The sequence below is a fragment of the Sphingobacterium sp. UBA5639 genome (assembly GCF_002421245.1).
GTDB lineage: Bacteria > Bacteroidota > Bacteroidia > Sphingobacteriales > Sphingobacteriaceae > Sphingobacterium > Sphingobacterium multivorum.
The window spans coordinates 235,935-249,246 of sequence record NZ_DIJR01000037.1; the positions used below are offsets into that span (position 1 = coordinate 235,935).

Here is a 13,312-nt window from a genome sequence, read left to right on the forward strand (position 1 = left end):
GGTTCCCTCCGTTAACATGAAGCGATAGAGATTGTGCTGAAACATTTGCTAGAACATTAAATGTTGATAACAAAATCAAAAGAAAAGCCAATTTCATAAGTACACACAGGCGAATTATATATCCCCATTTCGGGTAATATGGTTTATTATTTTTTTTATACATTTGTTTGTTGCTATAATAAAAATTCCGAATCAATGAATTATTTGTTAAGACCAACACTTTTTTGCCAAGAACGATTGCCCCTGTTCTTGGCTCTTTTTATTGGTCTGCTCGTTAATGATATTACACCGTTATTCTATAAGACCATAAGCCTCCTTCCTTTAATTTCAAACTTTATATCACTTACTTCTTCTAGCCGATCTAATACGTCGCGTAAAGAGTTACTCTGTTGAAACGTTCCCGTTATTTTCTCTTCTGAATTCTTAACAATGTTGATTTCTTCAATGTTATACCATCGTCCTAATTGCTCAAGAATATCTGTAATTTTTGCATCATTAAAACTAAAGTATCCATCTTTCCAACTGGTTACATCACTCAGATCGACTCCTTTATTTAACATACTAAAGCCATTTTCATTTGTTGAATACTGATCCCCTGGTTTTAATATTACATTACTCTTTGGAGTTATCAACCGGATCGCTCCCTGAATCAAACTCGTTGTTGTCGTAACCTCATCTGAATATGCCCTGACATTAAATTTTGTACCAAGAACTTTAATCTTGGCCTGTTGGGTTTCTACATAGAAAGGTCTATCCATAGCATGCGCAATTTCAAAATATGCCTCGCCAATTAACTTGACATTCCTAGATTCTTTTTTGAAGACAATCGGATATTCCAGAGAAGCTCCGCTATTGAGAAATACGGTTGATCCATCAGCTAATAAAAGCTTACTTTTATATCCTTTAGGGCTAGAAAATATGATAGTTTCTCTGGTTAAACTAGAAAGATATTTCTCATTAGAATTTTGTTGAACTTTGTAAAGAATAGTTCCATTTTCCTCCTTAATGAGCGATACATCGATCGATTTATCGTTTAACAATAAATTTCCACCCAGATAGGTAATCCGACCATCTGGCAACCTGAGCGAAGGTAAGCTATCTTCTGGAAGCAATATATCTCTTGCTTCAGGATGAACAACTGAAGCTACATGAGTTTGACTTATATGTGATGACCTATAATAGTTAAAGGTTATAATTCCTAGTATAATAAAGACAGCAAATATTCCAGCTATTCGTAAGAAATACCGATGTCTTTGAAACAGCAACTGAAGTGGAGTATTTCGCTTCCGACTTAACGATTCAATGGTGTCCCTTTTGATTTTTTTTGCTTGTATTTGAAAATCAACATCGGACACATCTATATTACTTAACTTATCTAAGGATTGATACCAATTTAACACCTTCATTTCTTCCTCAGGTGTGCAATCCCCATGTAGATATTTTCTTAATAAAGCCTTTGCCTGACTTTGTGTATTGTTCTTTTCCATTCACCTGTATAACCAATAAAAAGTGACACAGGTACTGTTAAGAAATTATTATGAAATAGTATTATTAATATGAATTGTAAAACTTATCAGAAGTAAGGTAGAATAATGGTTTCGACGAATTACAAAACGGAGATGTTTTAAGGCCGAAGTCAAATTATTCTTCACTGTCTGTTCGGATAAAGACAACGTTAAAGCAATATCTTTTACACTTAAACACTCTTCCCTACTCAGATAGAATATTGTCTTCATCGTTTCTGGCATTTTGTCAACAGCTTGATATAAAATCTGCTTTAATTCCTCTGCTATCATATCTTCTTCGATAGAAGAAGTGTATGAAATCTTGTAGCTTTGTGCTAGGAGCTGTTCGTTAACAACCATACGATTATTTTTTATCATTCGGTTTATAACCTCATATTTCGCCGCTTTAAAAAGATATGGATAAAGTGAATCTTCTGCCGTATAAATATCTCGGCGTTTATTCCATAGGGATAAAAATATATCCTGTACAATTTCCGCAGCATCTGTGACAGAGTTCAACCTCCTTGAAACATGTCGAACCAATATCTCCGTATATCTATCCATCAGACACGAAAAAGCACTCTGGTCATCTTTCTGAAGTAGGAAGAGTAATTCTTGGTCAGACATCTGTTTCATACCACAAAACTAATCAAAGAATCATATCACAGTTTATTAAATTTATATTAAGGATAATATCTCATCCACCTGTAGTTTTACAGTAGTGTATTTCTATTCGAAAAACCAGAGTAGACCAACCGAATAATCCGGAGAGGCTTGTCATTTTAGCTTGCATATATAAAGGGCTTATATAGTTAGTGTGACTGGAACAACAAAATCTGCCATTTCTGGTATAATTGCAACGCTTGAGACGAAATTCGATATTACTGAGGAATTGACCTTAGCGATTAGAGGAGGAACACTTGGAGATATTTTATAGGAAATCTTTCTGTTACATGTGTGGTGATGTCCTATAATAGGACGATACAATAGAGCAAGCAGAAGTTGGGCAAAGCCCTACTTTTCTTGCCCAATGCGCTGCAAATGGGGTTTAGAGTATCCTCCGGGGATACTCTCTTCGCTTAATGATAGCATTAAGTCTCTTTTTAGTATACTGGACAGTATACTTAGATTGATTGTATACGCTAGGCAAACAAATCCATAGGCTATATATCTAATATGCTAGCAATATAGATAAATATACATCTGGCTATCTGAATATAAGCAGTCTTTTAGCAATAACTGATATAGCTTTTTCCTTTCATCTCCTCAAACGTGAAAACTTTGAACACAATCCTTGACAGGTATTCCATCACCTGTTTGATTGAGTTGCTAGGATCCAATTCCAGATACAACAATGTTTCTTTTGAGTCCCATTGGAAGCCCATCTGCTGTAGTAGCCCTATCTGATAATCCCAAATGGCGTATTTACTCCTCAGAGTTTTTATTTTAGGAATACGTAGCATTAACTTTCTCCCTCTGGTAATTATGATCCCAAGATCCTGTTTACTATTGAGCATCAGTATGACTTTGCTAACTTCCTTTTGCGTCAGTTTTTCCAATATTTCCTCCAAAGTCTTTGAAAATGGAGATTCTGGGACAGTAAGGTTGTTCATCCGCTCCAATTTTTCTTCAGCGTCTCTTATCCACCGTCCGTAAAGCTCCCTTAAATCTTTTTGGCCCGGCAATGAGCGATTCTTTTTATAATGGGCAATCTGTCTAATCAGGATCTGTTTATCGCCATAATTGGGATCAAGAATTGTCTGCAATATCTGTAACTCCCTATTGACCTGCCCCAGCCTCTGAGCATAACAATCTGCCATCATATAATCCCAATCGTTAAGGCAGGTAGAAATAAACTTTTTTAGGTCCTTAGCCTCCTTCTGGTACAGTCCGATCAAAGTTTTCAATCTATCTAAATCATGCATAATATTGGAAGTTTACCAAATTTAATCATTGTTCACTATTAGTTGAGTAACCTCAAATAATAATATTCATATCCAAAAAATTGATTCATATTCATTGTGATGATTTTATTAAATTCGTTATATGACAGCAACTTACTTTAAAGCAAGAAAAGCCTTTGACTTAAATCCGCACCCTTTTGAACTAGGAAACATTTTGGGCCTCAAAATGGGGTATGAAGACAATCATTTTCTTTTGAAGGTCTATGATCTGGAAGAGAATGTATTTCAAGATTATTATCAGTACCATCTGGATTATTACCTTTCCGGCGGAAACCGCTCGGAAAAAGATTTCTTTTCCCATGTGTGGCATATCGTTTCCGATCGGATTGATTATTTTAAGGGACAGGATCCTTTCTCCTCAAAGCATTCCCTCCATATTTCTAACATCAGAAAACTGAATGAATTTTTGGATTTTCTCGCTCCACGAGACAAATGGAACATCAGGCCAAATGATCTGCTGATTAAGGAAAAGGATGAACAGATCTCGGGATTGCAGTCAGAACTCGAAATTCTGAGAAACAAACTGACCGATCTGGAAAAATACGAGGTATCCGTCAAACCGATGATACAAGATGATCATCTTCCCACTTTTATAGACCTGCTCCAACAGATGAGAGATCTGAAGCTTCCCAGTGGAAGGAAGCTACTAATCAGCGACCACGAAAGCCCTTTTTATAAAATGGTCTCAAAATATTTCGTCTACAATGGCAAACATATACCGGTCAATACCGTGCGTAACTATTTTGTACAGAAAGATCCAAAAGATTCCATGAAAGGCGTCAAAATCCCTGACGACAAAAAACTGTTCCAGATAATACCCATAAAACAGGGACAATAGCGATCCTGTTCGAATGTTGAACATGACCAGCGGAGTCCGATGGTCATCCAAACAGCCTTTCGTGTACCCAATTTTGTAGCAATGGCGAGGCACAACAGCCGAACCGGTATTGTTCACAAAATTGGTATACTATGGTATTTGACATCCTGACAAAAGAAGACTTACAGCAGTTCAAGAAAGAACTACTTGAAGAGATCACACAGGTTCTAAAACGAGAAACCCCAGCTGGCTTCGGAGATAAGGAATGGCTCCGAAGCAGGGAGGTCAGAAAGAAACTGGATATATCTCCCGGAACCTTGCAGAACCTACGGATCACTGGAATCCTCCCATTTAAAAAGATCGGAGGTAGCATGTACTATCGCAGCAGTGATGTCAATAAAATGATGGAAGGAGGTAAAGGCAATGGATAACTGTATGCAGGATCATTACTTTTGCTCATATTTAGAGCAAACTGCAAAAGACAGCAGGTTGCTTCCATCGCACATCGGACTGCTCCTGGCAATGTTCTATTATCACCAGAAAGAGAGTTCCGGGGAATTCTTTCATTCCAGCCGTAAAAAGCTGATGCATTTTTCACGTATAAAGTCCATTGCGACCTATCACAAATGCCTTTCCGATCTCATCCTTTATGGCTACGTGGATTACATCCCCTCCTGGCACCCGACAAAGGCCAGCAGGTTTCGTTTCATCATCGACTATAATTCTAGTAGCAATGGCTAGATCAGATGAGAATACACGGTCTGTCCGGTTCCCGGTGGAAGTGGATGGTCGTCTGGCGCTGCTCTCGCGTAAACTGGGTAGGACCAAGCGGCAATTGGTGATGGAGATGGTCGATTATTTTTACAGGAGCAAAAAAGACCCTGTTGACCTGAATGATGAGGTCCTGAAAAAAGAGCTCTCCAGTGGAGTAAATCGTATCCTTTCTTTTATCCGAAAACAGGAGACCGATCTATTGGTACCCCTGTATTCCATGCTGGACGAGCTCGGTGCTGTCTCCAGACAGCAATCTGGTATAATTGACCTGATTTCCGATGAACAGCAGAAATCCTCTGAATTTCTGAAAGCAAATACGGAATATCTCGGAAGTCTGGATAAAGTCCTTAAAAAGATATTTCTGGGGATTACCCAGAGGCAGGAATTAAAGGATGGTTTCAAGAGGATCCTTGAACATTATATTGCCCAGCGGGAAACACTGGGATGGCCGGTATCCAACGCAAAAAAAGAGGAACTTGCAAAACAGGTCAGGGAAGCACTGGATAAACTTTAGCTGCTATGTATATAAATATCACGGATTCCGAAACAAGGAATAATAAGGGAAGCTGTGGCGATCTTGTCGCCTATCTGGAAAAAGAAAACCGTCCGCCCGATAGTAAAAGACCCGAACACTGGTTCAATGGAGGGCGGAATGATATTAAACCCCATGAGGTGCGCATCGGGATTGATGACAATATTGCCAAATTGGGCAGGGAGGACAGTAAGTTCTTCCTGCTCAATATCAGTCCCAGCAGAAAAGAGATCGATTTCCTGCTCGCTACTTATGGCGCGAATGGAGCAAAAGAAAAATTAAAGGAATATGCGGCACGGGTCATGGATGAATATGCGCACAATTTTAAACGGCCGGGAATAGAAAACAACAAAGATCTGTTATGGTTCGCCAAACTGGAAAACTACCGCTACTATACCCATAAGGATCGGGAGGTCAAGAATGGTACGAAAAAAGTTGGCCAGCGCAAAGAAGACCCACAGATGCACATTCAGGTAATTGTCAGCCGAAAGGACATCACAAACCGTATCAAACTGAGCCCACAGAACAGATCCCGGGGCAGGAATGTAGAACATTCCAAAAAGCTCGGACAGTTTGACCAGATGGCCTTTAAGCAGTGCGGCGAAACTGTCTTTGACAGGATGTTCGGCTTTGACCGCAAACTAAAAGAGACACTGAAGTATGCGAATGTTATGAAGAATGGGAGTATCGCACAAAAATCAGAACTTCATAAGCTGGAAAGATTTTTGGAAAACAGAGGATTCCCTGCGATGGAAAAAGGCCAGACCAAAACAATAGACTCTAACCTTGCAGGTGATATGTTTCAACAGCTGGGAGGGATAGCAGCTTCGTTGATCGGAAACAGCCTCGTGCTTCTGGATATTCTTCTGGATCCAGTTCAGGATTTTGGAGGTCAGGGTACGGTTGCCGATGAGGAAGAAAGAAGAAGAAAACGGAAAAAGAAAAAGAGGGGGCTGCGTAGATAATCGGCTTTCGATATTGATCTATCAGTATCCAAATTAAAATAAATGATCCGGTAGGCAAACTACATTGTCATCTGCCCTAGCAAATTTACCCACGATGGTACAAAAAGGCAAGGGTATATAAACGCCCTCTCGCGCAGAATTCCGTCGCAAGCGCCCTTGGCCCAATTGTACCATCTTGCCTTTGGTGGCTTACGCAGTGAAAACGCAAGAATATATGCCGATTTTCCAAAGTTATATAATTACAGCTCTGTCTAAATTACACTTACTTTATTAAGGTTTTTAGGTTTTGAAAAAACAAAAACTCGGCTGAATGAAGAAAAAATTATATCAGGCGTTACAAAAAAACTCAGCGAATATGTAGGCGAAGCTAGTTCATAAGGCTTTGAAAAATTTCAGGTAAAAAGTAGCTGCGAAATATTTTATTGTCAATTATTTTTCACTATTTTGTTATAAAAAAATTTTTGAATGAATGCATTAGGAAAAAAAATTAGATTACTTAGACATCAAAAAGGTTGGAGCCAAGAAGATGCTGCAAGACGATTGGATATCTCAATTCCGGCATTTTCTAAGATTGAAACAGGAATTACAGATGTGAATCTGTCTCGACTAAATCAAATCTCAAAGTTATTTAATTTGACAGTTGTTCAACTACTATCTACTACTGATTCCGAAGAGGATAAAGAGTATGTTAATGAAGTCAATGCGCTATCTCAAAAGTTGCAACAACGCGATAGTGAAGTAATCGAACTTCAGAAAAAGGTCATTGACCTTTACGAACAATTATACAATGGTAGTGGATATAAAAAATTGTAGGAGTGTAAAATAAAATTCTTATCTGCCTAAATATTTCCTGCAACCCCATATTAGCACAATACAAAAGGCAAGGGTATACATGCATACATACACGGAATTCTTCGAAGCATCTTTTGCCCCAACTGTACCATCTTGCCTTTTGGTGGCCTAACCGATTAACAATACAGGAAATGTGCCAATATTCTCAAGGTCACAAACCTTAAAATAGTTGTACAAAAAAAGCCCCCTACCCCAAAAGATAAAGGCCAAGTTCTCAGTCCTTAAATAAGATATTGAATCTATTTATTTTTTAATTTTTCTTCTAATTCGGTGATAAGTTTGGATTGAATCTCTATTATACGATCCTTTTCATCAAGTAGTTTTTCATATAATTTGGTTTCATTTTCCGATTTATCATTTATTGTTACATGTGAATTATTGAAACCTACTTTATTGTCCTTTATTTCACTAATATAAATGCTATCATCTGTATTAATTAAATCTTCAACTGGTATGTCATAAACATTAGCAATTTGTTTTAATCTTTCTAGGTCTAGACGAGTAATTCCATTCTCAATTTTCTGCCAAGTTTTCACATGGATGTGCAGTTTGTCTGCCATCTCTTGTTGTGTAGTACCCTCAGCCTCTCTGAACCGTTTGATTTTTGATTGTATAGCTCCCATATTTCTTACTTATTTATCTAAATAGACACTAAAAGTATCCTTAAAGATACTAAAAGTAGACGTAATTTTGAAATACAAATTCCGACCTTTATAAAAGGTAAAATTCTTTTTAAAAATATATTGAATAAATGAAATATTAAAAAGTAGCACAAAAAAAGAAATATTATATTTGCACCCTCTAGAGGGTGTTCACATAAAGAGCCTCGTCCAAGCAATGTAGGAAATTTCAAGGACGCGAGGAGTAAGTGAGCACCCGACACCAAGGCATTTGCGTTGGGTCGGGGCACTTATTGATTGCGTCTTGAGTGATCTTCGGGTCACTCCCCATTCCTACATGGGAGCTTGGGCAATTCGATAAGCCCCGACCCAACGTTTTTTTGATCGGTACTGAAACGGCTCAAAACTTAATGAGCCATGAATTATAAAAAACAATTACTTCAAAATTTAGCTTGTCCGCCCGAATAAACCGGTGAGATAACCCTATACCGCTCCCTTACTGTTCCAACCGAATCCGTCATAAATTTTCCAAGGGACTGGGAGCGGCTATTTTTATAACCCTCTAAATAACAGACCAATTTTCATCGAAAAAATAAACGCTATCTGCGTAATGGCTAAACTATGCCCTAATTTTTCGACCATAAACAGACCCTATTATGATCACACTCATACTAATGATACTAAAAGATATTTTAAAGGCACAGTGCCAAAAGTGGAACCGTCCATTATTAGCGCTTATAATCGTTTTTGTTTCTATGTTTAGTTTATCGGCTCAGACGCCCCGCAAGGACAGCGGGGTCGATGGGCTCTCCCATCTTGTTGGTTTAAAGCCGGGTGATAAGATGCCTGAGGTTGTATGGAACCAGTCGCTCGAATTGAATTATTTCAATGGGAAGAAGAAAACAATAAAGCTCTCAGAGCTTAAAGGTAAGCTGATCTTACTGGATTTTTGGGCCACCACCTGTCCGAGCTGTATCGAAAATATTCCACACATGGAGGAAATCCAAAAGCGATATCCACAGGAACTAACAGTAGTATTGGTAAATAGCAAAAGAAACAAGGATACTCCCCGCAGGATTAAGCTTGTATTGGATCGATACAAGGAAAAGTACAATTTTGAAATCAAACTGCCAGCCTTATTGGATGATACAATACTAACAAACCTTTTTCCGCATAATACCATACCGAATATTACCTGGATCAATCCGGATGGTACATTTCTGGGCAATACATTGCCGGATGAAGTCAGCATAAAAAATATCGAAGCTATTCTCCAAAATAAAAAAGCAGATTTACAGCTGAGGGGCACATTTCGCAATAAAGATGCTGCAATGGAAACACCGCCGATCTTTGATACGACAGGTGTTAAATTTCTGTCCGCTATAACTGGCTATTTACCCGATTATCTACCAACTTATCCAAATGTCGCCTGTAAGAATGGCAAGTCCAACTATCAAATGGTTAATGCGGCCTTCAATTTTATGCTAAGAATTGCTTTTAAAAATGAATTGAAAGGTTTTGAAAGTACCGACTATGTGTTTGAAGAGGGGTTAAAGGATAAGATCCAACAAATGATACTGGGCGGTTCGCTCCGCCAGTACAAATACAGCTATCAGCTCTTTGTAGCGGATACAATCTCGCCAGGCAGGGCTGAGCACTATTTTCAGCAAGCTTTTAAAGACTACTTTCACCTCACTATAGAGAGGAAAACAGGCCTGGTATCCTATTACAAAATCAAAATTTTGGACAATATTTCGGATCTGAAATCCAAAGGCGGTATGCATTTGGTCAATGAAAAAACCGAGGAAGGGCCAATTTCCTTTGGAAACTTTCCGTTGATAACCTTGCTGAGCCTACTGCATCAGTATGTTGACCTGCCAGTTTCCTATAACAGGAATGAAGACATGCAGATCGACCTCACTTTTCCAGTGGGTTTTGAAAGGATGCCTGTGGAAGAGAAGCTGATTTTTTTGGCCAGTAAGGGTATTGTGTTGACCAAGCAGCAGCAGGAAAAGGAATATCCCTACATCAGCCGTATTTATTAATTCGAAAGACTTATTGTTATGAAAATATATTATTTAATAACTCTTATACTGTGTTGTAATTTTATTGCACATGCCCAGCAAGATAATTTGATGATATCAGGCCAGGTATATTCGGGTGAAAACAAACAGCCGCTCGGGGGAGTAACGGTCCGGCTGATGGGAAAGGGTACGCTCGGTCGTAGTACCCCGGATGGAAAATTTAAAATAAAGGTGCAGAGTTTGAAAGATACACTGGTGTTCTCCAGTGTGGGATTTATAGAGAGAAAGGTGGCGGTAAGTTTCTTTGATCGTGAAACGCCTCTGTTTCTGGAGAGACAGGTAAACCAACTTGATGAGGCGCTGGTCAGTACAGGTTATCAGACCGTAAAGGCGCGTGATATAACAGGGGCAGTCGAGGTTGTTTCCAGCGGGTTGCTGGGACAGCAGACGGGGTTAAATGTGCTGCAGCGTCTGAATAATGTGACGGCCGGTATCCGCTTTGATAACCAGCCGATCAATAATCCCGACCTGCAGAAACTGAATTTTTCAGTGCGCGGGCTGAGTACAATAAATGGTAACCTTGACCCGCTGGTGGTGCTGGATGGTTTTATCTACGAGGGTGCAATTGGAAATATAGACCCAAATAACATTGAATCTGTTTCGATATTAAAAGACGCTGCCGCTAGTGCTATCTGGGGAGCAAGGGCGGGCAATGGGGTAATTGTCATGACCTCCAAAAAAGGAGGTATCGGCTTGGCTCGGCAGGCGAAGATCTCGTTCAGTAATACTTCAATCATCCGGCAGAAGCCTGATCTGAATCAGCTCTACCAACCCTCTTCCCGAGATTTTATCGAAGTAGAGCGCATGTTGTTTGACGGTGGATATTATGATACTTTCCTCAACTATCTGCCCTATTATGCGATGACTCCCGTCATCAATTTGCTTAACAGTAGAAAACAGGGGCTGATTACGGCAACCGATTCGGCGCGTACGGTTGAATGGCTTGCAGCTCAGGACGGTCGCCGCAATTTTGCAGATAGCTTTTACGGTGCCGCTTTTTCCAATCAGCTTTCCTTGCATATCAATGGGGGTAGCAACTCAAACGCTTATGGATTGGGCGTAGGCTATACGACAGACCGGACAAATCTGGATGCACGCATGCGAAAAATAAACCTGCTCTTTTCCAATAGCTACAGACCTATAGAAAAGATGCAATTGGATCTTACAGTCAATTTTACCCAACAGCTTGACCGATCTGGAAAACCGGACTATTCAAGTTTTAATACAGTGGGGAAAGCTGTGCCATATCTCTATTTTAGGGATGCTGCAGGAAATGAAACACCTTTTGAAAGCATGTACAGCAAATCTTATCTCGATCAGCATTATGCAGATGGCTATCTGGATTGGGGATACTATCCCTTACAGGATTATAAATATGACCGCAAGACAGGTCATCTCAATGAATTATTTGCGACGGCTGGTTTACGCTACCAATTATTTGACTTCTTAAGTGCCAACTTGGGCTTTCAGTGGCAGGATCAGCGCGCGGAGAATGAAAGCCTGCACGAAAAGGATAGTTATTTTACGCGTTTAAAAATCAATCAATTTATGACTGTTGATCCGGTAAGCGGGCAGCGCAAGTATAATGTACCTATGGGAGCCATTCGCGCACTGGACCAGCAGCAGGGCAGATCTTACACAGCAAGGACACAGCTGGATTTTAACAAAACCTTCGGCCAGCATCGTCTTCAAGGTATAGTCGGGGCAGAAGCCCGCGAAAATCAGTTGTCGGGAAGTTCAAATACGGCATACGGCTATAATGAGGTACCGCTCACTTCGATGCCGGTGGATTACCTGACAGCATTTGCCACGGTACCGGACAATCTGTATCTAAACATTGTGGGAGCGCCTATGTTTACAAAAACGACAAATCGTTTTGTATCACTCTATAGCAACTGGACTGATCTGTACCGTGATAAATACGGCTTGTCGGCAAGTTTTAGAAAAGATGGCGCCAATATCTTTGGAGCAACCACCAACGATAAATGGTCGCCGCTCTGGTCTGTGGGTGCTTCCTGGCAAATGGATCGTGAGGAGTTTTTTAAGGTGGCGTGGATAGATGCGCTCAAGTTTAGGGTTACGTATGGCTATAGTGGGAATGTTGATCTGCGTAAGACGCCCGAACCTATTGCGGGGAGTGGGACAGACCGAAATACGTTGTATCCTATGCTGGGGATTTCAGGTCTGAACGATCCGTCGCTGCGTTGGGAGAAAGTGGGCATGCTCAATTTTGGCGCTGATTTTTCATTAATGAAAGGCCGCTTGTCGGGGTCTATAGACCACTACCTGAAATACGGGAAAGACCTATACGGAGAAACAGCCTATGATTATACGACATGGGGCAATAGTGGAACAATTGTAAAGAACGTGGCCGAAATGCAGGGTAAGGGTTGGGATATCAAACTGAATTCGATAAATACAGCCGGCTCATTGCGGTGGAGCAGCAATCTTTTGCTAGGGATCAATAAAAATAAAACGATCGCCTATTATAGTAATCTGAATGAAGGTTTAGTGTATTTTCTGGCTGATGGTAATCGGATCAATCCTGTCGTCGGTCGTCCGCTCAATGCGCTTGCTGCATACACATGGATGGGGCTGAATAATCAGGGAATGCCACAGGGATTGTTGAATGGTCAGGCAAGTTCAGATTATACCGCCATATTTAGATCGGCATCTATGAACCCAATGGGCAACGAGACGATCACTTATATCGGCTCTGCCAAGCCAACCCATTTTGGTAACCTGATCAATACCTTTTCGTATCGTGATTTTGACCTTTCAGTCAACTTGAGCTTCAAGGGCGGATACTATTTCAATAAACCTACCACTGGTTACTATACTTTGTTTCAGTCCGGGATAGCCTACCCGGATTTTGAGCGCCGCTGGCAAAAGCCCGGTGACGAACAGATAACGAATGTACCGGCCATGAATTATCCGGTATCAACCGATGCGGATGCTTTTTACGCAAGGGCAAACATCAATGTACTCAAGGGGGATCACCTACGGCTGGAATACATCAATCTCAGCTGGAGAAAATCTTATAAGGTCATGGCCAGGGAAGTGAATCTTCGGCTGTTTGCTAATGCCAGCAATTTAGGTATGATATGGTGTGCCAACAAGGAAAATATTGACCCTGAATTTGCTTATAGGCTGCGTCCATCAAAGCAGTTTTCTTTGGGTATTACACTGGAATATTAAA

At 40.2% G+C, this 13,312-nt stretch carries 11 protein-coding genes; 7 read left to right on the forward strand and 4 right to left on the reverse strand.

All coding sequences use genetic code 11. The features are described 5' to 3' along the window. Positions 1–296 precede the first annotated feature (296 nt). From B4Z90_RS24455 to B4Z90_RS24465, 3 genes are all read right to left on the reverse strand, one after another. Positions 297–1,487, reverse strand: coding sequence for a FecR family protein (locus tag B4Z90_RS24455; RefSeq protein WP_286774741.1), 1,191 nt, complete (start codon positions 1,485–1,487; stop codon positions 297–299). A gap of 48 nt (positions 1,488–1,535) precedes the next feature. After that, complete coding sequence (locus tag B4Z90_RS24460; protein ID WP_286774740.1) at positions 1,536–2,141, reverse strand: RNA polymerase sigma factor; 606 nt, start codon at positions 2,139–2,141, stop codon at positions 1,536–1,538. Between the two features lie 593 nt (positions 2,142–2,734). Continuing rightward, positions 2,735–3,430 carry a hypothetical protein gene (locus tag B4Z90_RS24465; RefSeq protein WP_286774739.1) on the reverse strand — a complete coding sequence of 232 codons (696 nt, stop codon included), beginning with the start codon at positions 3,428–3,430 and terminating at the stop codon, positions 2,735–2,737. A 121-nt stretch (positions 3,431–3,551) separates the two neighbouring features. Here B4Z90_RS24465 and B4Z90_RS24470 point away from each other — a divergent pair, with 121 nt between their 5' ends. The 5 genes from B4Z90_RS24470 to B4Z90_RS24490 all read left to right on the forward strand — a co-directional run bounded on the left by B4Z90_RS24470 (position 3,552) and on the right by B4Z90_RS24490 (position 7,370). After that, positions 3,552–4,307: a hypothetical protein gene (locus tag B4Z90_RS24470; RefSeq protein WP_286774738.1), complete on the forward strand. Its 756-nt coding sequence runs from the start codon at positions 3,552–3,554 to the stop codon at positions 4,305–4,307. 131 nt (positions 4,308–4,438) lie between these two features. Further along, complete coding sequence (locus tag B4Z90_RS24475; protein WP_286774737.1) at positions 4,439–4,717, forward strand: helix-turn-helix domain-containing protein; 279 nt, start codon at positions 4,439–4,441, stop codon at positions 4,715–4,717. Positions 4,718–5,019: 302 nt separating this feature from the next. Continuing rightward, the gene (locus B4Z90_RS24480; protein WP_286774736.1) at positions 5,020–5,574 is read left to right on the forward strand and encodes a BfmA/BtgA family mobilization protein; all 555 of its coding nucleotides are present in this window, start codon (positions 5,020–5,022) and stop codon (positions 5,572–5,574) included. A 5-nt stretch (positions 5,575–5,579) separates the two neighbouring features. Beyond that, positions 5,580–6,557, forward strand: a complete 978-nt coding sequence (locus tag B4Z90_RS24485; RefSeq protein WP_286774735.1) for a DUF5712 family protein — start codon at positions 5,580–5,582, stop codon at positions 6,555–6,557. 465 nt (positions 6,558–7,022) lie between these two features. Beyond that, the gene (locus B4Z90_RS24490) at positions 7,023–7,370 is read left to right on the forward strand and encodes a helix-turn-helix domain-containing protein (RefSeq protein ID WP_286774734.1); all 348 of its coding nucleotides are present in this window, start codon (positions 7,023–7,025) and stop codon (positions 7,368–7,370) included. A gap of 278 nt (positions 7,371–7,648) precedes the next feature. Here the strand turns inward: B4Z90_RS24490 and B4Z90_RS24495 are convergent, their stop codons facing one another. Then, positions 7,649–8,032 carry a helix-turn-helix domain-containing protein gene (locus B4Z90_RS24495; protein WP_286774733.1) on the reverse strand — a complete coding sequence of 128 codons (384 nt, stop codon included), beginning with the start codon at positions 8,030–8,032 and terminating at the stop codon, positions 7,649–7,651. A gap of 653 nt (positions 8,033–8,685) precedes the next feature. Here B4Z90_RS24495 and B4Z90_RS24500 point away from each other — a divergent pair. Continuing rightward, positions 8,686–10,074, forward strand: coding sequence for a TlpA family protein disulfide reductase (locus B4Z90_RS24500; RefSeq protein WP_286803577.1), 1,389 nt, complete (start codon positions 8,686–8,688; stop codon positions 10,072–10,074). Between the two features lie 18 nt (positions 10,075–10,092). Further along, entirely contained in the window at positions 10,093–13,311 is a 3,219-nt protein-coding gene (locus B4Z90_RS24505) for a SusC/RagA family TonB-linked outer membrane protein (RefSeq protein WP_286803579.1), read from the forward strand. Position 13,312 lies beyond the last annotated feature (1 nt).